Annotated in this window: 20 protein-coding genes, 8 tRNA genes and 3 rRNA genes; 2 read left to right on the top strand and 29 right to left on the bottom strand. The window is 41.3% G+C overall.

Going from position 1 to position 23,283, the window contains the following annotated elements:
* Nucleotides 1–98: 98 nt before the first annotated feature.
* The gene (groES, locus tag MKY27_RS16140; RefSeq protein WP_008408486.1) at nt 99–383 is read right to left on the bottom strand and encodes a co-chaperone GroES; all 285 of its coding nucleotides are present in this window, start codon (nt 381–383) and stop codon (nt 99–101) included.
* A gap of 275 nt (nt 384–658) precedes the next feature.
* Here groES and MKY27_RS16145 point away from each other — a divergent pair, with 275 nt between their 5' ends.
* A complete protein-coding gene (locus MKY27_RS16145; RefSeq protein WP_339196318.1) occupies nt 659–1,387 on the top strand; it encodes a type II CAAX endopeptidase family protein in 729 nt (242 codons plus the stop codon).
* 79 nt (nt 1,388–1,466) lie between these two features.
* Here the strand turns inward: MKY27_RS16145 and tatC are convergent, their stop codons facing one another.
* The 3 genes from tatC to MKY27_RS16160 form a co-directional block, all read right to left on the bottom strand.
* Complete coding sequence (gene tatC / locus MKY27_RS16150) at nt 1,467–2,291, bottom strand: twin-arginine translocase subunit TatC (RefSeq protein WP_339196320.1); 825 nt, start codon at nt 2,289–2,291, stop codon at nt 1,467–1,469.
* A 17-nt stretch (nt 2,292–2,308) separates the two neighbouring features.
* The gene (tatA, locus tag MKY27_RS16155) at nt 2,309–2,536 is read right to left on the bottom strand and encodes a twin-arginine translocase TatA/TatE family subunit (RefSeq protein ID WP_008408483.1); all 228 of its coding nucleotides are present in this window, start codon (nt 2,534–2,536) and stop codon (nt 2,309–2,311) included.
* A 78-nt stretch (nt 2,537–2,614) separates the two neighbouring features.
* Nucleotides 2,615–3,250 (bottom strand): redox-sensing transcriptional repressor Rex, encoded by a 636-nt coding sequence (locus MKY27_RS16160; protein ID WP_079523189.1) that lies wholly within the window; start codon nt 3,248–3,250, stop codon nt 2,615–2,617.
* A gap of 247 nt (nt 3,251–3,497) precedes the next feature.
* On the opposite strand from MKY27_RS16160, the gene MKY27_RS16165 reads away from it, so the two are divergent.
* Complete coding sequence (locus MKY27_RS16165) at nt 3,498–5,438, top strand: ABC-F family ATP-binding cassette domain-containing protein (protein WP_339196322.1); 1,941 nt, start codon at nt 3,498–3,500, stop codon at nt 5,436–5,438.
* Nucleotides 5,439–6,010: 572 nt separating this feature from the next.
* Here the strand turns inward: MKY27_RS16165 and tsaD are convergent.
* The 25 genes from tsaD to MKY27_RS16290 all read right to left on the bottom strand — a co-directional run bounded on the left by tsaD (nt 6,011) and on the right by MKY27_RS16290 (nt 23,280).
* Nucleotides 6,011–7,024, bottom strand: a complete 1,014-nt coding sequence (tsaD, locus tag MKY27_RS16170) for a tRNA (adenosine(37)-N6)-threonylcarbamoyltransferase complex transferase subunit TsaD (RefSeq protein ID WP_339196324.1) — start codon at nt 7,022–7,024, stop codon at nt 6,011–6,013.
* Nucleotides 7,024–7,467, bottom strand: coding sequence for a ribosomal protein S18-alanine N-acetyltransferase (gene rimI, locus MKY27_RS16175; RefSeq protein ID WP_339174001.1), 444 nt, complete (start codon nt 7,465–7,467; stop codon nt 7,024–7,026). The genes tsaD and rimI overlap by 1 nt, the downstream gene beginning before the upstream one ends.
* Entirely contained in the window at nt 7,467–8,171 is a 705-nt protein-coding gene (gene tsaB / locus MKY27_RS16180; RefSeq protein ID WP_339196327.1) for a tRNA (adenosine(37)-N6)-threonylcarbamoyltransferase complex dimerization subunit type 1 TsaB, read from the bottom strand. The genes rimI and tsaB overlap by 1 nt, the downstream gene beginning before the upstream one ends.
* On the bottom strand, nt 8,168–8,620 hold the full coding sequence (gene tsaE / locus MKY27_RS16185; protein ID WP_339174004.1) for a tRNA (adenosine(37)-N6)-threonylcarbamoyltransferase complex ATPase subunit type 1 TsaE: 453 nt from the start codon (nt 8,618–8,620) through the stop codon (nt 8,168–8,170). Before tsaE ends, tsaB begins: the two co-directional genes overlap by 4 nt.
* Before the next feature lie 199 nt (nt 8,621–8,819).
* The gene (locus tag MKY27_RS16190) at nt 8,820–9,158 is read right to left on the bottom strand and encodes a hypothetical protein (RefSeq protein ID WP_339196330.1); all 339 of its coding nucleotides are present in this window, start codon (nt 9,156–9,158) and stop codon (nt 8,820–8,822) included.
* Between the two features lie 146 nt (nt 9,159–9,304).
* On the bottom strand, nt 9,305–10,396 hold the full coding sequence (locus tag MKY27_RS16195; protein WP_339196333.1) for an NADH-dependent flavin oxidoreductase: 1,092 nt from the start codon (nt 10,394–10,396) through the stop codon (nt 9,305–9,307).
* A gap of 132 nt (nt 10,397–10,528) precedes the next feature.
* Nucleotides 10,529–10,644 (bottom strand): 5S ribosomal RNA (gene rrf / locus MKY27_RS16200).
* Nucleotides 10,645–10,831: 187 nt separating this feature from the next.
* A 23S ribosomal RNA gene (locus MKY27_RS16205) occupies nt 10,832–13,760 on the bottom strand.
* A 317-nt stretch (nt 13,761–14,077) separates the two neighbouring features.
* Nucleotides 14,078–15,632: ribosomal RNA gene (locus tag MKY27_RS16210) — 16S ribosomal RNA — on the bottom strand.
* Together the 16S, 23S and 5S rRNA genes with 8 tRNA genes alongside form the textbook arrangement of a ribosomal RNA operon.
* 199 nt (nt 15,633–15,831) lie before the next feature.
* Nucleotides 15,832–15,905, bottom strand: a tRNA-Gly gene (locus MKY27_RS16215).
* 19 nt (nt 15,906–15,924) lie between these two features.
* Nucleotides 15,925–16,001, bottom strand: a tRNA-Arg gene (locus MKY27_RS16220).
* 10 nt (nt 16,002–16,011) lie between these two features.
* A tRNA-Leu gene (locus MKY27_RS16225) sits at nt 16,012–16,097 on the bottom strand.
* A 54-nt stretch (nt 16,098–16,151) separates the two neighbouring features.
* A tRNA-Lys gene (locus MKY27_RS16230) sits at nt 16,152–16,227 on the bottom strand.
* A gap of 4 nt (nt 16,228–16,231) precedes the next feature.
* A tRNA-Gln gene (locus MKY27_RS16235) sits at nt 16,232–16,306 on the bottom strand.
* A 4-nt stretch (nt 16,307–16,310) separates the two neighbouring features.
* Nucleotides 16,311–16,386: transfer RNA gene (locus MKY27_RS16240), tRNA-Asp, on the bottom strand.
* A gap of 29 nt (nt 16,387–16,415) precedes the next feature.
* A tRNA-Glu gene (locus MKY27_RS16245) sits at nt 16,416–16,490 on the bottom strand.
* Nucleotides 16,491–16,495: 5 nt separating this feature from the next.
* A tRNA-Asn gene (locus MKY27_RS16250) sits at nt 16,496–16,571 on the bottom strand.
* 176 nt (nt 16,572–16,747) lie between these two features.
* Nucleotides 16,748–17,233 (bottom strand): SprT family protein, encoded by a 486-nt coding sequence (locus tag MKY27_RS16255; RefSeq protein ID WP_339174011.1) that lies wholly within the window; start codon nt 17,231–17,233, stop codon nt 16,748–16,750.
* A gap of 75 nt (nt 17,234–17,308) precedes the next feature.
* Complete coding sequence (locus tag MKY27_RS16260) at nt 17,309–19,480, bottom strand: Tex family protein (protein WP_339196336.1); 2,172 nt, start codon at nt 19,478–19,480, stop codon at nt 17,309–17,311.
* Between the two features lie 126 nt (nt 19,481–19,606).
* Complete coding sequence (gene sigB, locus MKY27_RS16265; protein WP_339196338.1) at nt 19,607–20,392, bottom strand: RNA polymerase sigma factor SigB; 786 nt, start codon at nt 20,390–20,392, stop codon at nt 19,607–19,609.
* Nucleotides 20,370–20,840 carry an anti-sigma B factor RsbW gene (rsbW, locus tag MKY27_RS16270; protein WP_014822539.1) on the bottom strand — a complete coding sequence of 157 codons (471 nt, stop codon included), beginning with the start codon at nt 20,838–20,840 and terminating at the stop codon, nt 20,370–20,372. The genes sigB and rsbW overlap by 23 nt, the downstream gene beginning before the upstream one ends.
* Nucleotides 20,840–21,172 carry an STAS domain-containing protein gene (locus MKY27_RS16275; RefSeq protein WP_339174019.1) on the bottom strand — a complete coding sequence of 111 codons (333 nt, stop codon included), beginning with the start codon at nt 21,170–21,172 and terminating at the stop codon, nt 20,840–20,842. Before MKY27_RS16275 ends, rsbW begins: the two co-directional genes overlap by 1 nt.
* A gap of 74 nt (nt 21,173–21,246) precedes the next feature.
* Nucleotides 21,247–22,242, bottom strand: a complete 996-nt coding sequence (locus MKY27_RS16280) for a PP2C family protein-serine/threonine phosphatase (RefSeq protein WP_339196340.1) — start codon at nt 22,240–22,242, stop codon at nt 21,247–21,249.
* A 13-nt stretch (nt 22,243–22,255) separates the two neighbouring features.
* The gene (locus MKY27_RS16285) at nt 22,256–22,657 is read right to left on the bottom strand and encodes an anti-sigma regulatory factor (RefSeq protein WP_339174024.1); all 402 of its coding nucleotides are present in this window, start codon (nt 22,655–22,657) and stop codon (nt 22,256–22,258) included.
* A gap of 272 nt (nt 22,658–22,929) precedes the next feature.
* Nucleotides 22,930–23,280 (bottom strand): type II toxin-antitoxin system PemK/MazF family toxin, encoded by a 351-nt coding sequence (locus MKY27_RS16290; protein WP_008405778.1) that lies wholly within the window; start codon nt 23,278–23,280, stop codon nt 22,930–22,932.
* Nucleotides 23,281–23,283 lie beyond the last annotated feature (3 nt).

Here is a 23,283-nt window from a genome sequence, read left to right on the forward strand (position 1 = left end):
TAATATTCACGATCTATTTTTTAATTTATTGTTTATGAAGTTGTGCAGCTAGCAAAGCTTAGTATGTATAACTAGCTGCAGTTCTTTTGATTTTGTAATTATCCGACAATTGCAAGTACATCGCTCTCACGCAGAATTAAATATTCTACGCCGTCGTACTTAACTTCCGTACCAGAGAATTTAGAGAAGATAATTTCGTCGCCTTCTTTTACGTCAAGCTCAAGACGAGTGCCGTTGTCAAGAACACGACCTGTACCTACTGCCACTACTTTACCAGTTTGTGGTTTTTCTTTTGCTGAGTCGGGTAAAACAATACCAAATGCTGTTTTTTCCTCTACCTCAACAAGTTCGATAATGATGCGATCTCCTAATGGTCTTAACAAATGAAACAACCTCCTAAAAATTTTTCTATTTTTAGCACTCTCGTTGGCTGAGTGCTAACACATTTATTAGTTTAAAGAATTCCATATTTTTTTGCAAGTATGTGCACCAAAAAATTTTGATTTATTGGCAAATTCCTCTACAATGATGTTAAATATAACAGTGGGGCATTCATAAGAGCCCCTAGTAAACTCTATAATAGAAGATAAGGCATTCCTCATGCATTTTGAGAGTGTGAAATTCTACTAGTCTGTAAGAGAAAGAAGGTTTTTCATTCGTGGCTTCCCGTCCATCAGATAAGTTCAAAACACAGAAGACCGCATTTTATGTGTTAATAACTTATATCATTTGTCAGTTATCAGTCTTATTACTTATATTCATTCCAGGCTTAAAAGATTCCCTTTTACAATTATTTTCTGGTATTTCTGAGCAGGATAAACTTATAAAGTTATCTGCTTGGTGGTCAACAATATCATTTGCAGTTGCTTTTATTGTGAGTTTTATATTAATCTCACGCAATAAGCAATTTTGGGATGTATTTAAAGGGGAAAAGGCTTCAATTGGGGCTTCTATCGGTTGGGGTGTCATCGGTTTCTTCCTAGTCTTTTTAGGGCAGACAATCGGCGCCTACATCGAGCTTGCTTTAGGAATTGATATGGGCTCTGAAAATACCGAAGCAATTATGAGTGTCACAAAGGTAGCTCCGATTATGATTATTGCGACTGTATTTTTAGGACCGATTTTGGAAGAGCTTGTATTCCGCCGTGTCATTTTCGGATCGATTATACAAAACTATAATTTCTGGATTGCGAGCATAATCAGTGCAATTGTATTTGCTGCGATTCATATGGATTTTACGCATATTTTACTGTATACGATTTGCGGGATGATCTTCGCATTTTTATATCATAAAACAAAGCGTCTTCTCACACCGATTATCGCGCATGTCCTATTGAACGGTTTCGTCACATTTATCCAAATGAATGCCGATAAGTTTCAAATATAACTATTGCCCGCTATGTAATATAGCGGGTTTTTATATATAGAAAATAAAAAAACGCTACCCGGTTTCGATAGCGTTGTCATTAACTATTATTCATCTGTTCCATTTGTTTACGCTGCATTTCAAGCAGCTCCTCTACTTGCAGTTCACGTTCACGCTCTTCTTCTGCTAAGATGCGCTCTTTTTCAGCAACTTCATACTTCCGATAACCAAGACGCGCTATGACAATACTTAATTCATATAAAACAAATAATGGAATCGCTATAATAATATTCGATATTAGATCAGGCGGAGCCAGCAATACCGAAATTACAATTAAAACAAAATACGCATATTTCCGAAATTTCACCATAAGCTTCGGATTGATGATTCCGAGTCGTGAAAGAAACAGTGTCACAACAGGCAACTGAAATAGCAGCGCAAAAGGTACGATTAACTTAATTAAAAATGAGAAGAATTCATTAATACCGATTGTTTGCGTAATATTCAAATCATTGGATAAGTCCGTCATAAAGCGCATTATAAATGGAAATAACACAAAATAAGCAAAGGCTATTCCCCCTATACACAATATAAAAGCATACGGAATATATTTCAATGTTGCCTTACGTTCAGCCTCATGCAAACCAGGTGTTATAAACGCCCATAGCTGGTACAGCAATAATGGCGATACAATAACGGCCGCTACAATAAATGTAACTTGTAAATAAACGGTTAAAGGATCTGCCGGACTAAATGCGTTCATCGAAAAACTGGCAGCTAAATCACTGCGTTGAATGTATCGAATAAGTGGTTTCGCCGTATAGAAACCGATGAAAAGAGCCATCACGAAGAAAATTGCTACGAAGAATAGACGTTTTCTAAGCTCTTCCATATGTTCAACTACGGTTAATTCTCTTGAATTCATAGCAAGACATCCTTATTTTACTTAACTTCGTTTTTTTCGTTCTCTTTATGTTCAATCACTTTTTTCTTTGTATCGAAATCGTCATCGTCATCCGTCAGGCCCTTCGTAGCGCTACGGAATTCACGTAAAGTTGTCCCCATCGCACGACCTAATGATGGCAATTTTTTCGGACCGAATATTAACAAAGCAATCAGTCCAATGATAATCAGGCTCACAGGTGTAATCGCATTAAGATGTACAATCACTATAGCCACCTCCTCTATTATTATGTATATTTTACATTAATTAACTAGAATTTGCTATTTATAGTAATGAACATTTTGTTACTTACCTGAGTTTCGTACTAAATACGTAAGTGCCTGTAATTCTACCGATAGATCAATGTTCATTACTTTAATCGTGTCAGGAACAGATAATCTTACTGGAGTGAAATTTAATATACCTTTTGCATTTATTTTTACGAGTCGGTCTGTCATCATTTGTGCTGAGCGGGACGAAACCGTCAAAATTGCTAGCTCCGCGCCAAACTCCTCATACATTTCCTCCAAACGATCTGGATGGAATACTGGAATATCACTAATCGTTGTTCCTTCCATCGGTGCCTTCGTATCAAATGCTACAACGATACGCGTATTATGATTTTTTTGGAAGTTATATTTTAATAAGCCATTCCCCAGATTTCCGACTCCTATAAGCGCAACATTCATCGCCTCATCCTGATCCAAAGTTTGACGGAAAAATTCGAGTAAATACTGAACATCATATCCATATCCCTTTTTACCGAGTGCTCCAAAATAGGAAAAGTCCCGTCGAATCGTAGCCGAATCTATTTTCATCGCATCACTTAATTCCTGTGAAGAAATACGCTTTTTACCTTCAGTTGCGAAGTTTTTCAAAAATCGATAATAAAGAGGAAGTCTTTTTGTTGTTGCTTGTGGAATTTTTACTTCTTGTTTCACACATTCTCCTCCTATGTACAGTTGCAAACTCTTTTTCTAATAATGCCTCCATATAACCTGTCGGGGCTTACCAACATGATTGTATCACGTAGTTGTCCCCAAGCGTTATGACACACTTATCATAAACTTCACTCTTTGTGCAGAAGCAAGTTAATCTTACTAAACAAGGAGCGACAAGTAAAGTATCCATCGTTGCGAACAATGTTCCCATACATTAAACTAAATAGGAAGAAACTGAGGTGTAAACATGATTGTCTTACAAGTGAATCAATTATATAAATCCTTTATTACAGATGAAATATTAAGCGGGGTAAAACTAGAAGTACAGCACCGTGATCGCGTGGCATTAGTAGGGCGAAACGGTGCCGGCAAGTCAACGTTATTAAAAATAATTGCCGGTCAAATGAGCTATGATTCCGGTGAAATTATTATTCCAAAAGATATTCAAGTCGGTTATTTAGAGCAGCATGCAGGCATTGACTCTGAACTTTCGATATGGGACGAAATGATGACAATTTTCGTAAATCTGCAAAAACAGGAACAAACATTGCGTCTACTTGAACAGCAAATGGCTGATCCTGCAATATATGAAGATAGCGAACAATATGCCCGCATCATGGCAGAGTATGACCAGTTGCAGCATGACTTCAAAGATGCAGGCGGTTACCAGTATGAAGCCGATACCCGATCTGTTCTGCATGGGATGCAATTTTTCCCTGAAGATTATCAAAAGCCGATTCGTTCACTATCCGGCGGACAACGAACACGCTTAGCACTCGCAAAGCTTCTTTTGTCCAAGCCCGACCTCCTTATTTTAGATGAGCCGACCAACCACCTGGACATTGAAACATTGTCATGGCTGGAAGGCTATTTAAAAGGTTATGACGGCGCAATTTTAATCGTTTCGCATGACCGTTATTTCTTAGATCAGGTCGTGTCGATTGTTTACGAAGTGTCCCGTACGAAAGTGTCGAAGTATGTAGGCAACTACAGTGATTATTTAGATGAAAAGGCGAAAAACTATGAACGCGATTTAAAAATGTATGAGCGTCAAATGGATGAAAAGGCGAAACTCGAAACATTTATCCAAAAGAATCTTGCCCGAGCTTCGACTACAAAAATGGCCCAGTCACGTCGTAAAGTGTTGGAAAAGACAAGTTGGATGGAATCTCCGGATGGCGATGAAAAGAGTGCAAACTTCGGCTTTACGATTGAGCGTCAAAGTGGAAATGACGTGCTGTCGATTGATAATTTAAAAATCGGCTTTACGGACAAAGCTATTTCCGAAAATATTGGAATGCGCGTCTTTAGAGAAGATCGTATTGCACTTGTCGGTCCAAACGGTGTTGGGAAATCTACGTTATTGAAAACAATCGTCCAAGATATTGAGGCACTTGCCGGGGACATTCGATACGGTACAAATGTTCAAATTGGCTATTATGATCAGGAGCAGGCGAAACTTCATTCGAATAAATCGGTTCTTAGTGAGCTTTGGGATGAATGGCCGTTACTGAATGAAAAGGATATCCGGAATATTTTAGGTCGCTTCCTGTTTAGTGGAGATGACGTATCAAAAACGGTAAACTCCCTATCAGGTGGAGAAAAGGCACGACTTGCACTTGCGAAATTAATGATGCAAAAATCTAATTTTCTAGTACTCGATGAGCCGACAAACCATTTAGACTTGGACAGTAAAGAAATACTGGAAAATGCTTTAATCGATTATCCAGGAACATTGCTATTCGTATCTCATGACCGTTATTTCATCAATCGTATTGCTACTAAAGTCGTTGAACTATCAGGCACAGGTTCATTCGAGTATTTAGGCGACTACGATTATTATGTGGAAAAGAAACAGGAGCTTGAAGAATTAGCTGCAATGAAAGCCGCAGCAGTTGAAAAGAATTCGACTGAACCGGCTGTCCAAGCAAAGACTACATCGACGATTGATAAGGATGCTAAAAAAAGAGAGCGCCAAATTCGTCGTGCAATTGAAGATATTGAAAAGCAGATGGGCGCTTTAGATGAAAAAATCGCCATCTTTGAAGAACAATTATGTGATCCTGACATTTTTTCGGATCATGAAAAAACGCTATCCATTCAATCTGAGCTGAATGATGTAAAGGAACAGCATGAAGCATTTGAAATGGAATGGCTTGAACTGAATGAAGAGCTCGAACAGCTATAATTAAGGAGTGTCCAGCAACATATGGACACTCCTTTTTTATATCTATACACAAGTCTGCTTTACGAGGAACATATTTTTTTGATTGTTATTGTATAATATTAAAGCTTTCTATCATCTTATCTACATAATAATCATATATATAGGTCAATACGCCAAATTTCTACAAATTTCTCCACAATTTTATTCACAATACAAATCTAGTAGTATCAACATATCAACATAGTTTTCCACATTATCCACATTTAAAATCAAAGTTATGCACATCGCTGTGTGAAAAAGACACTACTATATATAGATAAATCACATGTTACCCACAAGTTATGCACAATTTGTGTATAAGTACGCATGTTCGCAAGTTTTTTTGTAGGTATTTAACTTTATCTGTGGATAATTTTCAGAAAAGTTGAACAGTCGATAAAAACTTGTTATAAATGAGATTTATCCATCATAAATTACTAGATTCGACTTTTTTTATTATTGAAAGAAAACAAATGAAGAAAAATTTGTTTTCTCTACAAAAAAAGCATGGGTAAAGGATGTACTGCTACATCTCTTCCCCATACTTATATACCCTATTTCCAGCTCAAAAGCTCCATTCCAGGTCGTCCATTCATAGCTAAATTACCCCGAACCCCTGCTTCATACATTTCATAAGCAGCTGCACCAATCATTGCTGCATTATCTGTACATAATTTCAAAGGCGGCACATAAAATGGAATACCTTCTTCTTTAAACGCTTGTTCCAATGATGTGCGGAGTCCTTTATTAGCGGATACACCGCCAGCTGCGATGACTTGTTTTACCTGATATTCACGTGCTGCTCGTACTGTTTTACCTGTCAATACTTCCACTACACTGTCCTGGAAACCTTTTGCAACATGCTCGGCAATGATTTCTTCACCGCGCTGATCCATATTATGTTTATAGTTAATGACTGCCGATTTCAAGCCGCTGAAGCTAAAGTCGTACGAATCTTCTTCCAGCCATACTCGCGGGAAAGGAACCGCTTCTGTCGCTTCATGTGCAAGGCGATCAATATGTGGACCACCCGGATATGGCATATTCAATACGCGCGCTACTTTGTCATATGCTTCACCTGCAGCATCATCACGTGTTTCACCGATCACTTCAAACGAACCATGTTCACGCATCAGGACAAGCTCTGTATGTCCACCTGAAACAACGAGTGCCAGCAACGGAAATTCCATTGGTTGTACAAGATTGTTCGCATAAATATGCCCTGCAATATGATGAGCCCCGATTAATGGCAAGCCGTGTACAAATGCGAACGCTTTAGCCGCATTAATACCGATTAACAAAGCACCTACTAAGCCTGGTCCTTCAGTTACGGCAACAGCTGTTAACTCTTTCGGTTCCATATTTGCCTGTTTTAATGCTTCTTCTAAAACGATTGTCATTTGTTCAACGTGGTGACGTGATGCGATTTCCGGGACAACCCCGCCGAAACGCTTATGACTGTCGATTTGCGATGATACAACATTCGAAATAATCTCTGTACCATTTTTAATAATGGCTGCTGCTGTTTCATCACAACTTGTTTCAATTGCTAATATATAGTTATCCATTATAAATTCACCCACATTACTAACGCGTCTTCCTGGTTATCCGTATAGTAGCCTTTACGAAGACCTCCATCTTGGAAACCAAGTTTGCGATATAAATTTTGTGCAACAGTATTTGTTACACGTACTTCTAAGCTCATAACGTCCATATTTGCTTCTTTTGCAACCCGCATCGCTTCACGCATAAGAGTTTCACCAATGCCTTGACCACGTACAGATTGTACAACCGCTACGTTTGTAATCTGTGCTGCATCAATAACAAGCCAAATTCCACAGAAGCCAATAATTTCACCGTTTCCGTCTTCCGCCACTAAATAATGGGCATATTGGTTTTCGGTCATTTCGTAATAAAACGAATCCAATGTCCATGGTGTAGGAAATGTTGCAAGCTCAATTTTATGGACAGCCTGAACATCATCTATTGTCATTCTGCGATACTGTACCATTAACGTTTCTCCTTTTTCTGTTCCTTTATCCAATTTGCTTCCGCTTCTGCAATACGGCGGTATTGGGGAACAAAATTATGGACAGCCTCTATTGTTGGTAATGGCATTTGTTGTGCTATAGCAATTAATTCGGACGCACGAGGCAGATCCATCGTAAATGGTGCGCGAACAGCCAAATCACCTAACACTTGCTGAATTTTTTCCATATACAAATCGACATCGGTTCCGACAAATAATATTGGCTGCTCTAACTGCTGAAGTTTATGTAATAACCCGTCGATATGATCATGGTGATCTTCAACAATCGGCCCCAAAGTAGCTGTCTCATAAACACCTGCATATACATTTTGACGGCGGGCATCGATCAATGAACAAATCGCATAGTTCGCAACACGGGCATTAGCAGCCAGTGCTTTCAAACTTGATACGCCTACCAATGGTTTTTGCAAAGACCAGGCAAGGGTTTTGGCAAGAGTAACACCAATACGGACACCTGTGTAAGAGCCTGGACCTTCAGAAACGGCAACCGCATCAATTTGTTCCGGTGTTAAACCTGCCTTTTTTATAACTTCCTCAATTGCCGGCATTGCACCAACTGAATGTGTTAATTTTATATTTTGTACAACTTCTGCAATTACTTTATTATCTTGTACGATGGCGACAGAAAGCGGTGCATTTGCTGTCTCTATACCTAACCAAATCATTTTAATAACTCCTCACAAAGGCGAACATACTTTTCGCCTATCGGTTTCAATACAAATTTGCGTTTCGTTTCATCGATGCGTGTAATTTCAATTGCTAAACGCTCTTCTGGCAAATCTTCCTGTATAAGATGTGCCCATTCCACAACTGTTACAGCATCCCCATAAAAAATTTCTTCCCAACCTAAATCTTCATCGCTATCTTCCAGACGATATACATCAAGATGATTAAGTGGGATACGACCTACATATTGCTTCATAATCGTAAATGTTGGACTATTGACCGTTCTTTTTACGCCAAGCCCTTTTGCAAAGCTCTGTGTAAATGTCGTTTTGCCGGCACCTAAATCACCTTCAAGTGTAATCGTATACTGCGGCTCGACTAATTCCGCCAATCTCATCGCAAGCGCTTGCGTTTCTTCAAGCGTATTTATATCTTTTTCAAATATCATCTGATTGCTTCCTTCCAAAAAAAAATCCATTATCTCTAGTTTACTTGAACTGAAGCAATTGTTCAAAATGTATCACTTTTGGATTGGTTCTTACTGAAATACAATAAGATAAAGTAGCTATGAAAAAAAAAGAAAACACTCATTTTTTAAAAAAAAGTGAATGTTCCTGATTACTCTGTATTTAGTTTTTAGCGAATCCCTAACGCTTTGAATTACCTTTGCGTTCCACTACTTCTTTTTTTACCAATACTTCATCGTTAAATTTTAAGCGATATCCTTTCGTCAGCAGAATTTCATCATTCCATTCATAAGTATCTTTATTGATCTTCTGTCCGGCACCTCCAGAAATGCGCACAACGTCTAAATAAGACATCCCTTCTTTTACTTTTTCATACTCATCTTCATTCATGTATTTTTGCCAAACATATGTATTACTTTCTTCTATCTCTAAAACTTCATCCTGACAAGCTGATATTAACATTGTCAGCAACATAACGAGACAAATAGACAGGAAGACATAAAATCCCTTTTTATTCATCTGTATCCCCCCTCAATATCCTTATGAAACCATTCCCGAAATTAAGCGGTTCAAACATTACCAATAGGAAAAGGAGAATACGAACGTATCCGTATCCTCCTTATTTAATAAACTTAGATTTTTATATTCTAATGTCTAGTATTAAATTATATACCTGGAATCCATCCTGGTCTTGACAGAATTTTCTCCATTAAAGGACCAGGGATTACAGTATCAATATTTTCATCATAAGATGTTACAACGTTTTCACCGTTTTGTACCTTTTCCACCCAATGCGGCTCAATTAATAAGGCACGACCAAGTGCTACTAAATCTGCACCTAACTGTAACGCTTGTTCTGCTTCTTCACGAGTATAAATTGAACCGACACCAATTAATGGTTTACGTCCATTTAATAAGTCGTGGATCACAGAAATACGGTTTTGTTGGCCTTCTACATAACGATGTGTTTCAGATTTGTAATCACCAAGTGAAATATGCAAATACGTTAGCGCTGTTCTCGCTAATTCATCCACCAACTTCACTGTATCATCCATTGTAATACCATCTTCTTCAGGCTCTTCCGGACTGAAACGGTATCCGATAATAAACTTTTCATCTGCATATGTGTTTCTTACTTTAATGACTTCATTTACCACTTGTAATGGGAAACGCAATCTATTTTCAAATGATCCGCCGTATTCGTCAGTTCTTTTATTAGTAAAGGCTGAGAAGTACTGTTGAATTAAATACGTATTCGCACCATGGATTTCAACACCGTCAAATCCCGCTTCAATTGCTCTTCTTGTCGCTTCTCCATACGCTTTAACCATTTCTTTAGTTTCTTCAAGAGTTAATGCACGTGCTTCTTTTTTCTCGATGGTAACAGCTGTACTCGCGCTTACAACATCTCCATTCGGTACTAACTGTTGATACGATTGACGGCCACCATGATGAATTTGTAATACCGCTTTAGCACCGCCTTGTTGTATAGCCTGTGCAATTCTTCGCAAGCTTGGAATATAACGGTCTTCATGAGCGGCAATTTGCCCTGGGAATGCTTTACCGTTTGCTGCAACATATGCGCACGCTGTAATGATCATCCCGGCTCCTTCAGCACGTTCTTTATAATATGTGATTTCCTCATCGGAAACGGTATCATCTTCATTTGCAGAGTAGGTTGTCATCGGTGCCATAACTAAACGGTTACGTAATTCAACCTCTTCACTCAATTTAAATTTTTCAAAAAGTGCCTTCATTACAATTCCTCCCTTTTGCTATGTAAGTACTTTAACGAAACTGCATTTTATTTTCAAGTTAGAGGTCCTCAATTTAAATATCCATTTTATAAACAACAAAAAAACCACTGATTCCTCAGTGGTTTTGCGTGTGCGAAGCGACGTCCTACTCTCACAGGGGGAAGCCCCCAACTACCATCGGCGCTAAAGAGCTTAACTTCCGTGTTCGGTATGGGAACGGGTGTGACCTCTTTGCCATCATCACTTCACTATTACGGCTTCCAATACACGGCGCTATCCTTCGTCAACTTCCTTCGTTCTTTCAGTCACGTACTTGAGTACGCTCCTTCAATCACTCAGTCGTTTCCTCGACTAGCTTGTGTCTTGAAACCCTTGAAAAAATTTTTCATTCTTTCAAAACTGGATAAACGTTTCATTGAGTTTGTGCAATAAAATGTGGTTAAGTCCTCGACCGATTAGTATTCGTCAGCTGCATGCGTCACCGCACTTCCACCTCGAACCTATCTACCTGATCGTCTTTCAGGGGTCTTACTTACTTGCGTAATGGGAAATCTCATCTTGAGGGGGGCTTCATGCTTAGATGCTTTCAGCACTTATCCCGTCCATACATAGCTACCCAGCGATGCCTTTGGCAAGACAACTGGTACACCAGCGGTATGTCCATCCCGGTCCTCTCGTACTAAGGACAGCTCCTCTCAAATTTCCTACGCCCACGACGGATAGGGACCGAACTGTCTCACGACGTTCTGAACCCAGCTCGCGTACCGCTTTAATGGGCGAACAGCCCAACCCTTGGGACCGACTACAGCCCCAGGATGCGATGAGCCGACATCGAGGTGCCAAACCTCCCCGTCGATGTGGACTCTTGGGGGAGATAAGCCTGTTATCCCCGGGGTAGCTTTTATCCGTTGAGCGATGGCCCTTCCATGCGGAACCACCGGATCACTAAGCCCGTCTTTCGACCCTGCTCGACTTGTAGGTCTCGCAGTCAAGCTCCCTTATGCCTTTACACTCTACGAATGATTTCCAACCATTCTGAGGGAACCTTTGGGCGCCTCCGTTACTCTTTAGGAGGCGACCGCCCCAGTCAAACTGTCCGCCTGACACTGTCTCCTACCCCGCTAAGGGGCATGGGTTAGAAGTTCAATACAACCAGGGTAGTATCCCACCGACGCCTCCTTCGAAGCTGGCGCTCCGAGATCTCTGGCTCCTACCTATCCTGTACAAGTTGTACCAAAATTCAATATCAGGCTACAGTAAAGCTCCACGGGGTCTTTCCGTCCTGTCGCGGGTAACCTGCATCTTCACAGGTACTATAATTTCACCGAGTCTCTCGTTGAGACAGTGCCCAGATCGTTACGCCTTTCGTGCGGGTCGGAACTTACCCGACAAGGAATTTCGCTACCTTAGGACCGTTATAGTTACGGCCGCCGTTTACTGGGGCTTCAATTCACAGCTTCGCTTGCGCTAACCGCTCCTCTTAACCTTCCAGCACCGGGCAGGCGTCAGCCCCTATACGTCACCTTACGGTTTTGCAGAGACCTGTGTTTTTGCTAAACAGTCGCCTGGGCCTATTCACTGCGGCTTCTCTAGGCTATGCACCCAAAGAAGCACCCCTTCTCCCGAAGTTACGGGGTCATTTTGCCGAGTTCCTTAACGAGAGTTCTCTCGCACACCTTAGGATTCTCTCCTCGACTACCTGTGTCGGTTTGCGGTACGGGCACCTCTCACCTCGATAGAGGCTTTTCTTGGCAGTGTGAAATCAGGAACTTCGCTCATACGAGCTCGTCATCACAGCTCAACGTTAGAGTATGCGGATTTGCCTACATACACGCCTTACTGCTTGAACACGCGCAACCAACGGCGTGCTTACCCTATCCTACTGCGTCCCCCCATTTCTCAAACGGTGAGGAGGTGGTACAGGAATATCAACCTGTTGTCCATCGCCTACGCCTATCGGCCTCGGCTTAGGTCCCGACTAACCCTGAGCGGACGAGCCTTCCTCAGGAAACCTTAGTCATACGGTGCATGGGATTCTCACCCATGTTTCGCTACTCATACCGGCATTCTCACTTCTAACCGCTCCACCAGTCCTTCCGGTCTGACTTCAACGCTGTTAGAACGCTCTCCTACCACGCATACTCAAAGTATGCATCCACAGCTTCGGTGAATCGTTTAGCCCCGATACATTTTCGGCGCAGCGTCACTCGACCAGTGAGCTATTACGCACTCTTTAAATGATGGCTGCTTCTAAGCCAACATCCTGGTTGTCTAAGCAACGCCACATCCTTTTCCACTTAACGATTACTTGGGGACCTTAGCTGGTGGTCTGGGCTGTTTCCCTCTTGACTACGGATCTTATCACTCGCAGTCTGACTCCCGTGTATAAATATCCGGCATTCGGAGTTTGTCTGAATTCGGTAAAGCGAGATGCCCCCCTAGTCCAAACAGTGCTCTACCTCCGGTATTCTCAATCACGAGGCTAGCCCTAAAGCTATTTCGGAGAGAACCAGCTATCTCCAGGTTCGATTGGAATTTCTCCGCTACCCACACCTCATCCCCGCACTTTTCAACGTGCGTGGGTTCGGGCCTCCAGTGAGTGTTACCTCACCTTCACCCTGGACATGGGTAGATCACCTGGTTTCGGGTCTACGACCACGTACTAATTCGCCCTATTCAGACTCGCTTTCGCTGCGGCTCCGTCTTCTCAACTTAACCTCGCACGTAATCGTAACTCGCCGGTTCATTCTACAAAAGGCACGCTATCACCCATTAACGGGCTCTAACTACTTGTAGGCACACGGTTTCAGGATCTATTTCACTCCCCTTCCGGGGTGCTTTTCACCTTTCCCTCACGGTACTGGTTCACTATCGGTCACTAGGTAGTATTTAGCCTTGGGAGATGGTCCTCCCGGATTCCGACGGAATTTCACGTGTTCCGCCGTACTCAGGATCCACTCTGGAGGGAATGAACTTTTGACTACAGGGCTTTTACCTCGTTTCGCGGACCTTTCCAAGTCGCTTCGTCTAGTTCATTCTTTTGTAACTCCGTATAGAGTGTCCTACAACCCCAAAGAGCAAGCTCTTTGGTTTGGGCTCTTCCCGTTTCGCTCGCCGCTACTCAGGGAATCGAATTTTCTTTCTGTTCCTGCAGGTACTTAGATGTTTCAGTTCTCTGCGTCTGTCTTCGACACGCTATGAATTCACGTGAAGATACTATCCGATTAAAGATAGTGGGTTCCCCCATTCGGAAATCCCCGGATCAAAGCTTACTTACAGCTCCCCGAGGCATATCGGTGTTAGTGCCGTCCTTCATCGACTCCTAGTGCCAAGGCATCCACCGTGCGCCCTTATTAACTTAACCAAAAGTTAACACTTGGAACAAGTCCAAGATTTAAGTTTACACGTCAATTGCTTGACTTGTTTAAAAATCTATAAAATAGAAATTTGATTTATTGCTTTCAATGTCGTTTTATCCAGTTTTCAAAGAACAAAGCAGCTGACTTCAATCACATCGTGACAAAGCTTCACTGATTTTGCTTCATGCAGCTTTGCGACGAAAGCGCAAGCGTCAGGAGCAAGGTTTTGAAGTGTTTCATTCATTTAAGAATGAACCTTCAAAACTGAACAGCAACCGTTAATGTTTCATTCCCCAAGGGAATGATTCCGAAAAATCCTTAGAAAGGAGGTGATCCAGCCGCACCTTCCGATACGGCTACCTTGTTACGACTTCACCCCAATCATCTATCCCACCTTCGGCGGCTGGCTCCAAAAGGTTACCTCACCGACTTCGGGTGTTACAAACTCTCGTGGTGTGACGGGCGGTGTGTACAAGGCCCGGGAACGTATTCACCGCGGCATGCTGATCCGCGATTACTAGCGATTCCGGCTTCATGTAGGCGAGTTGCAGCCTACAATCCGAACTGAGAACGGTTTTATCGGATTAGCTCCCCCTCGCGGGTTGGCAACCGTTTGTACCGTCCATTGTAGCACGTGTGTAGCCCAGGTCATAAGGGGCATGATGATTTGACGTCATCCCCACCTTCCTCCGGTTTATCACCGGCAGTCTCCTTAGAGTGCCCAACTGAATGATGGCAACTAAGAATAAGGGTTGCGCTCGTTGCGGGACTTAACCCAACATCTCACGACACGAGCTGACGACAACCATGCACCACCTGTCACCGTTGCCCCCGAAGGGGAAACTATGTCTCCATAGTGGTCACCGGGATGTCAAGACCTGGTAAGGTTCTTCGCGTTGCTTCGAATTAAACCACATGCTCCACCGCTTGTGCGGGCCCCCGTCAATTCCTTTGAGTTTCAGTCTTGCGACCGTACTCCCCAGGCGGAGTGCTTAATGCGTTAGCTGCAGCACTGAGGGGCGGAAACCCCCCAACACTTAGCACTCATCGTTTACGGCGTGGACTACCAGGGTATCTAATCCTGTTTGCTCCCCACGCTTTCGCGCCTCAGTGTCAGTTACAGACCAGACAGTCGCCTTCGCCACTGGTGTTCCTCCAAATCTCTACGCATTTCACCGCTACACTTGGAATTCCACTATCCTCTTCTGCACTCAAGTTCCCCAGTTTCCAATGACCCTCCCCGGTTGAGCCGGGGGCTTTCACATCAGACTTAAGGAACCACCTGCGCGCGCTTTACGCCCAATAATTCCGGACAACGCTTGCCACCTACGTATTACCGCGGCTGCTGGCACGTAGTTAGCCGTGGCTTTCTAACAAGGTACCGTCAAGGTAGCGCCAGTTACTACGCTACTTGTTCTTCCCTTGCAACAGAGTTTTACGAACCGAAATCCTTCTTCACTCACGCGGCGTTGCTCCATCAGACTTTCGTCCATTGTGGAAGATTCCCTACTGCTGCCTCCCGTAGGAGTCTGGGCCGTGTCTCAGTCCCAGTGTGGCCGATCACCCTCTCAGGTCGGCTACGCATCGTTGCCTTGGTGAGCCGTTACCTCACCAACTAGCTAATGCGCCGCGGGTCCATCTTATAGTGACAGCAAAACCGTCTTTCAACTTCAAAACATGTGTTAAAAAGTGTTATTCGGTATTAGCCCCGGTTTCCCGGAGTTATCCCAATCTATAAGGTAGGTTACCCACGTGTTACTCACCCGTCCGCCGCTAAAATTTTAAAGGTGCAAGCACCAATAAAATTTCCGCTCGACTTGCATGTATTAGGCACGCCGCCAGCGTTCGTCCTGAGCCAGGATCAAACTCTCCATAAAAGTAGTTTGAAAGCTCATTTGCTTTGCTAGCGATCCAACTTCGTTAGAAGTTGAAATCTATTGTTTGCTTCATTTAAGAAGCTTGTTTCATTAACGTTGCTTGTTCAGTTTTCAAGGTTCATTGTGTTGCCTCAAGTGACAACTTTTATACCTTATAACATCTCGTTTAAGATGTCAACAGCTTTTTTTAAATAAAAACTGGAGCGGGTGATCGGAATCGAACCGACAACATCAGCTTGGAAGGCTGAGGTTTTACCACTAAACTACACCCGCATTATATTATAGTAAATTATGGCGCGCCCGACAGGAGTCGAACCCATAACCTTCTGATCCGTAGTCAGACGCTCTATCCAATTGAGCTACGGGCGCCGGGAATTTTTGGTGCGGCCGAGAGGACTTGAACCTCCACGGGGTTGCCCCCACTAGGCCCTCAACCTAGCGCGTCTGCCATTCCGCCACGACCGCTTCATCCGACAATAATTATTATACATCTCTGAAATAATTTGTCAATATGAAAACTGGTGAGCCATGAAGGACTCGAACCTTCGACCCTCTGATTAAAAGTCAGATGCTCTACCAACTGAGCTAATGGCTCTAAATGGCTGGGGTACCTGGATTCGAACCAGGGCATGACGGAATCAAAATCCGTTGCCTTACCGCTTGGCTATACCCCAAAAATGGCGGTCCCGACCGGGATCGAACCGGCGATCTCCTGCGTGACAGGCAGGCATGTTAACCGCTACACCACGGGACCATTGTAAATCTTCATTATTAAAATATAAGTGGTGACCCGTACGGGATTCGAACCCGTGTTACCGCCGTGAAAGGGCGGTGTCTTAACCACTTGACCAACGGGCCATTAATGGCTCCGAAGGCAGGACTCGAACCTGCGACCTGCCGGTTAACAGCCGGATGCTCTACCAACTGAGCTACTTCGGAATAATTACTTTGTTGCGACATCATCTTGTCGACTTTTACTATTATAGAGAGCGATTTCCGTTTCGTCAACACTTTTCCTGAAAAAATTTAAAGAAAAAATCTCTTCCTATATATAGGGCAAAAATCATCTTCTCTAAAAAACAACATAACTACTGTATACCATTATTCACTTAGTTTTAAACATCATTTTTAAAATTATTTTCACTGTGTAGAAATTTAATTTTCCCTTTGCACATACTGCAGCAATATTTTTTTACATCCATTTTTCTTTTTCTTTTATATAATTGTCCGCAGTTCGTGCAGCTATATATATGTATCGTCTTTTGCTTAGGCTTTTCTCTTGGCTGTTCCAATGTAGAACAAAAACGTGGCGCGCCTACTTTTTTCAATAGATTCCGAAAATCTGCATCCCCATGCCTGTAACCCATTCCTAAAATATGAAGGTGATAATGGCAAAGTTCATGTAAAATAATGCCCTTTAATTCCTCTATCCCGAAATGATCGTATAGTTTTTTATTAAGTTCAATATTGTGGCTGTTTAACATATACCGACCGCCCGTCGTTTTCAATCGACTATTAAAATAAGCCTTATGAATAAACGGCCGATTAAAGAAATCATTTGATAACTGTTCCACTAATTTTTGTGCTTGTTCATCCGTCATATGCTAACCCCCTTAAATTAATAAAAAGCGCATATTCAGCTATGCGCTTTTTATTATAATTGAAAATCTTGCTCTTTACACGCTCTGTTGATTTTCCGGAGAAAGCATCGTTAAAGAAATACGCCCTTTATTCGCTTCAACTTTTTCTACCCAAACTGTCACGATATCGCCCAGGGATACAACATCTAACGGATGCTTAACCCGTCCCTTTTGCAGTTTGGAAATATGGACAAGTCCATCCTGCTTAACCCCGATATCGACAAACGCGCCAAAATCAACAACATTTCGAACCGCCCCTTGCAATTCCATTCCAACTTGCAGATCATCCATTTTAAGTACGTCCGTTTTCAGCAATGGTTGCGGGAAAGCATCACGAGGGTCACGAGTTGGTTTCATTAATGTATCGACAATATCTTTCAATGTAACTTCCCCTACTTCTAAAGATTCACCCAATGTTGTTAAATTTAACTTGCTGATTGCTTCTTCGGCTTTTGGCGTTCCGACATCCTTTTTCGTTAACCCCGCCGCCTCTAATACAGCTTCGGCTAATTTATAGCTTTCCGGATGGATACCTGTAGCATCTAACGGATTTTTGGCATCTGCTATACGTAAGAAACCAACTGCCTGCTCGTAAGTTTTAGCACCTAATCGCGGAATTTTTTTCAGTTGTGCACGTGATGTAAATTGACCGTTTTCACTTCGCATCGCCACAATATTTTCCGCAACCGTTTTTGAAAGGCCGGATACATATTGTAAAAGGGAGGCTGAAGCTGTATTTACATCCACCCCAACTTGGTTTACTGCGGTTTCCACAATGAACGTCAGTGATTCTGCGAGCTGCTTTTGCGAAACATCATGCTGATATTGCCCTACACCAACGGCTTTCGGATCAATTTTTACAAGTTCTGATAATGGGTCCTGTAAACGACGGGCAATCGATACAGCACTCCGTTGCTCTACTTGTAAATCCGGGAACTCCGCTCTTGCTACTTCTGAAGCAGAATATACAGAAGCCCCTGCCTCGTTGACAATAACATATGCAATGTTGCCTTCTACTTCTTTTAGCAGTTCCGCAATAAACTGCTCTGTTTCACGGGAGGCTGTCCCGTTTCCAATCGCAATAATACTAATCGGATATTTCTTTAATAATGCCTTCACTATTGCTTTCGCTTTTGAAGGATCCGACGTCGTGTGGGGATAGATAACACCAACTTCAATCATCTTGCCTGTTTCATCTACTACCGCTAATTTGCAGCCAGTTCTATAGGCAGGGTCTACACCAAGAACCATTTTACCGCGCATTGGTGGCTGTAATAATAAGTTACGGAGATTTTCCGAGAAAATATGAATTGCTTGTGTTTCTGCTTTTGATGAAAGTTCTGCTCGCAGTTCATTTTCAATAGAAGGTTTAATTAACCGTTTATAGCTATCCGCAATTGCCAACTTCACTTCATTTACAGAAGGACCTACAAAATTTCTAGGAATAAAATGATTTTCCATTTGTGTTGTCGCTTTATCTACTGGAACTTCAATCGCTGCACGGATCACTTCTTCTTTTTCACCGCGGTTTACAGCCAATATTCGGTGTGGTGCAATCCGGTGTACAGGTTCTTCATATGCATAATACATTTCAAATACTTGCTTTTCATCTTTTTCGGCATTTTTTACCGTTGTGACAAGTTTTCCTTCACGCCAAGATAGAGTACGCAGTTTTTCACGAATCGCTGCATCATCGGCAAAACGCTCTGCCAAAATATCACGCGCGCCAGCCAATGCATCTTCAATTGCTGTAACACCTTGTTCTTCGTTAATATAAGGCGCTGCCATTTCCTCCAAAGTACGCTTTTTAAACTTTAACAGTTCTTCAGCTAACGGTTCCAAACCTCGTTCTTTGGCAATCGTTGCTTTTGTACGTCGTTTTTGTTTGAACGGTCGATATAAATCTTCGACGCGTTGAAGAACTGTCGATGCCTGGATTGCTGTTTGCAGTTCTTCCGTTAATTTACCTTGCTCATCGATTAGACGCAGCACTTCTTCCTTTCTTGTTTCGAGCTGTTGTATGTAATGGTAGCGGTCTTCCACTGCCTTAATTTGAACTTCATCAAGTGAACCTGTCATTTCTTTTCGGTAACGTGCGATGAACGGTACTGTGTTACCTTCTTCCAGTAGTCCAATAACCGCTTTCGCTTGCTTCGGCTCTACTTTCGCATCTTTTGCGATTATTTGTAACATTTTTTGTTGCTCCATCATGCCACTCCTTTAAATTTCGAACTTCTTTTAGTGTACCATTCCATTAGTATTGTTTCCCAAAAAAGCGTTCAATTTATGCATGAAAAAAGAGTCTACTAATTTATGGCTAGTAGACTCTTAAACTTATAATGAGACGCCGCCACTTGCTGTAATGGCGTCTTGTAATTTTTTAATTGCTTTACGCTGAATTCGCGAAACGTGCATTTGGGATATACCGAGTCTTTCTCCGGCTTCCTTTTGACTAAGTTGTTCCAAATAAGTTAATTGGATAATTTGTCGCTCACGTTCATTTAATACACTCATCGCATCTGCTACAATCATACGGCGGTTTGTCACTTCAAAGCCTGCATCTTCTCGACCGACTACATCAAATAACGTTACCGTACTACCATCAGAATCCGATTCAATCGAATGGTCCATCGAAAGCGCCTGATAGCTTCGACCCATCTCCATCGCTTCCAATACATCCTCATCCTGTACTTCTAAATATGTTGCAATTTCCGTAATGGATGGGGAACGTTGTAACGATGTCGTTAATGCTTCGACAGCGGCTTTAATTCTAGGCCCCAGTTCTTTAATACGTCTTGGAACATGTACGTCCCAAGTTTTATCGCGTAAAAAGCGTTTTATTTCTCCGACAATTGTCGGAACAGCAAACGCCTCAAAGCTTCTGCCAAAAGAAGGGTCAAAACGTCGGATCGCACCTAATAAGCCAAGCATCCCTACTTGTACAATATCATCATAATAAGATTTACCATGTGAATATTTGCGTGCAATCGATTCAACTAATTGCTGATAATGAAGCACAAGATTTGTTTGTGAATCTTCACAGCCGTTTGCCTGATATTCTGCAATCCAATTTAGCACTTCTTCTTTTGATGTATTTTTAGGTAGTGATTCTTTCGACATTTCCTTTCACCTGCTCTCTCGAGACATACTTTGTCATGAAAACAGTGACGCCACCTTCGTTATTTAATTTAACTTCGTCCATTAAAGTCTCCATTAAATAAATCCCTAATCCACCTTCACGTAATAATGCTACGTTTTCATTTTCATGATATGGACCAACTTTTGATTTGATCTCTTCAAAGTTAAAGCTGACACCGTAATCTGCGACCATTATTTCAATCTTGTCCTCAAATAATGCACAGCCGATTACAACTTCGCCTTCCTCGTTTGCTTTATATGCATGGTGAACAACATTTGTCACCGCTTCACTCGTAGCAATTTTTAAATCTTCAATCTCATCATAAGTAAACCCAACTCGCATCGCTAATCCTGAAATTGTTAGACGTATAACACTTACATATTGCGATTTAGCAGGCACTCGAATTTCAATATAGTCAAATGCTCTCATTATTTCAACTCCAATTCCTCATCAATCTCAATACTCATTAATTCACTTAATCCTGTAATTTCAAACAATCTTACCAAACGATTTGATAAGTTTACTAATTTTAATGATGCATTTTCCTTTGTAACTTTTTTATAAAATGCAACAAAGATTCCTAAACCTGTACTGTCCATATAATTAACTTTGGATAAATCCAATTCGATTTTTCGACCCTCGACAATTTGAACAGTCTCCAGCTCTTCGCGTAAAATCGGGGCTGTGTACGTATCAATCTCACCCTCGATATAGCCTTTTAATACATCTCCATCTTCTCTAAATTGAACATTAACATTCATTATTAGACACCTCCGTTATAAACCTTCTTACTTTTCCCGAATCCGCGGGAGTTCAAACATAAAATTTTTATTTTTTATTTCTTAAATATAACGACCGTAAAATCATCTTCTAGTTCGAAGTCAGGCAATTTTTTTAAATAGGTATACATTTCCTCGCACATTTCCTGTGCCGAAAGATGATTACAGCTCAAAGCCAAATTCTTGATCACATCCCGTGGATCCAATTCCCCTTGTTTGCGGAAATCGGTTACACCATCTGTAATCATAATGATAAAATCATTTTCTTCCAAATAAATATCGTGCTGCGGATATGTCACTTCCGGCATGACACCTAACAATAAACCTTTCGATTCCAAATCAAAGAAAGTTTTTTCACGGGCATTATAATAGATAGCAGGCTCATGTCCAGCTGACCCATATGTAAATTTACTTTCCTTAATATTATATGTCCCGTAAAACATCGAGACAAACATACTATCATCAACACTTTTTTCGATAATGCGATTTAATACTTCCAAAATATAGGACGGATCTTTTGTTGCATACTCGAGTGTATCAAGCCCATATTTAACCATGGACATACAAAGAGCAGCAGGCACACCTTTTCCGACAACATCTGTTACAGCTACACTGACAACTGAATCATTGTTATTTAAAAAATGAACGTAGTCACCATTCATTTTACGGATAGGTACGGAAAGCATTCCAATATCAATCTGATCAAGCACAGGTACTGTTGTTCTGAGAATCATATTCTGAATTTTTGTAGCGACATTCATCTCCATGCGCAGTTCTTCCTGCTGTTCAAGTAAGCTTTGATGCTCCTTTAAAGTTAAACCAAAGTGCACCATAATCTCAATTAAAAAATCATAGCTATGCGAAATATCTTCTGGTAGTTCTGGATAAATTTGCTCTATCGCATATTTGTGGATATTGATTACCTCTTCTGGAGCTACTTTTTTTTGAATTAACTGTCGAATAAAGTTCTGCCCTATATATAAATTTCGCTCAGTTTGGTTTGCCAAAAAATCCGATAAGATCTTTTGATATTGTGTTTGCAGCTCTTTCAAATTTTACCACATCCTACTTTACCCATTTTTCGATAACTATTGTCGTTCCATTTCCTACAGTGGATTGAATATCCATTGTATCCATTAGTCTTTTAACTCCCGGTAAGCCTGCTCCAAGCCCGCCTGAAGTAGAATAGCCGTCTTCCATTACTTTTTTTAAATTACTTATTCCTGGTCCTTTATCTGCCGCTATTATGCGAAGGCCAACTTTATCTTCATCACTAATACGCTCTATTGTAACCTCCCCGGCACGGGCATATAAATAAATGTTTCGGGCCAGTTCACTTATCGCTGTCGTAATTCGAGCTTGATCTACCGCGCCAAAGCCAATTGCTTTCGCCTCGTTACGTCCAAGTTGACGTGCAGCTACAATATCCCATTCTGTTACAATCTCTACGGTAGATTTCGTATTCATCATAGCTCCCCCAATTTCCTACTTTTTCTTTCTGTGGAGTTAACGTATAGTATCAGTTTTTTGAATTATTAATCTTCAACATTATACCATATGTTATCCTTGTAGTTTAGTTGGATTAATTTTTCAACTATATTTTCGCTGTATATACCATTTTAAGTAAAATATTACATTATTGCATGATTATAGTTTACTATTTACCTGAAATTTATAGGGGACTTTGATTCATTATAATAAAAAACACCGAAACGATTGTTTCGATGTTTTTTTATGTATTAAAATTTTACGAGTCCTAAACTAATATTTAGAGCAATATCTACTTCTTGCATTAGTTTTGCATCTAGCTGAGTAATACGATCTGTTAATCGCGATTTATCAATTGTACGCAATTGTTCAAGCAAAATTACCGAATCACGTTCAAAACCATACTTTTTCGCATCAATTTCAACATGTGTAGGTAACTTTGCTTTTTGAATTTGCGCAGTAATTGCAGCTATTATGACGGTTGGACTAAAGCGATTTCCAATATCATTTTGAATAATAAGAACGGGTCTAGTCCCGCCCTGTTCTGAACCTACCACTGGCGATAGGTCAGCAAAAAAAACGTCTCCACGTTTTACAATCAAATT

This window comes from Solibacillus sp. FSL R5-0449 (assembly GCF_037975215.1).
In the GTDB taxonomy this organism is placed as follows: Bacteria; Bacillota; Bacilli; order Bacillales_A; family Planococcaceae; genus Solibacillus.

Bases quoted from the DNA above. Each gene is read 5' to 3' on its own strand.
- MKY27_RS16165 (WP_339196322.1), top strand. From the start codon at position 3,498: ATGATTGTCTTACAAGTGAATCAATTATATAAATCCTTTATTACAGAT.
- tsaE (WP_339174004.1), bottom strand. From the start codon at position 8,620: ATGATATTTGAAAAAGATATAAATACGCTTGAAGAAACGCAAGCGCTT.
- rimI (WP_339174001.1), bottom strand. From the start codon at position 7,467: ATGGTACAGTATCGCAGAATGACAATAGATGATGTTCAGGCTGTCCAT.
- MKY27_RS16275 (WP_339174019.1), bottom strand. From the start codon at position 21,172: ATGAATGTTAATGTTCAATTTAGAGAAGATGGAGATGTATTAAAAGGC.
- MKY27_RS16285 (WP_339174024.1), bottom strand. From the start codon at position 22,657: ATGAATACGAAATCTACCGTAGAGATTGTAACAGAATGGGATATTGTA.
- rsbW (WP_014822539.1), bottom strand. From the start codon at position 20,840: ATGAGAGCATTTGACTATATTGAAATTCGAGTGCCTGCTAAATCGCAA.
- tatC (WP_339196320.1), bottom strand. From the start codon at position 2,291: ATGAATTCAAGAGAATTAACCGTAGTTGAACATATGGAAGAGCTTAGA.
- MKY27_RS16255 (WP_339174011.1), bottom strand. From the start codon at position 17,233: ATGACGGATGAACAAGCACAAAAATTAGTGGAACAGTTATCAAATGAT.
- MKY27_RS16260 (WP_339196336.1), bottom strand. From the start codon at position 19,480: ATGGAGCAACAAAAAATGTTACAAATAATCGCAAAAGATGCGAAAGTA.
- MKY27_RS16195 (WP_339196333.1), bottom strand. From the start codon at position 10,396: ATGAAGGCACTTTTTGAAAAATTTAAATTGAGTGAAGAGGTTGAATTA.
- tsaB (WP_339196327.1), bottom strand. From the start codon at position 8,171: ATGATTTGGTTAGGTATAGAGACAGCAAATGCACCGCTTTCTGTCGCC.
- MKY27_RS16190 (WP_339196330.1), bottom strand. From the start codon at position 9,158: ATGAATAAAAAGGGATTTTATGTCTTCCTGTCTATTTGTCTCGTTATG.
- tsaD (WP_339196324.1), bottom strand. From the start codon at position 7,024: ATGGATAACTATATATTAGCAATTGAAACAAGTTGTGATGAAACAGCA.
- sigB (WP_339196338.1), bottom strand. From the start codon at position 20,392: ATGTCGAAAGAATCACTACCTAAAAATACATCAAAAGAAGAAGTGCTA.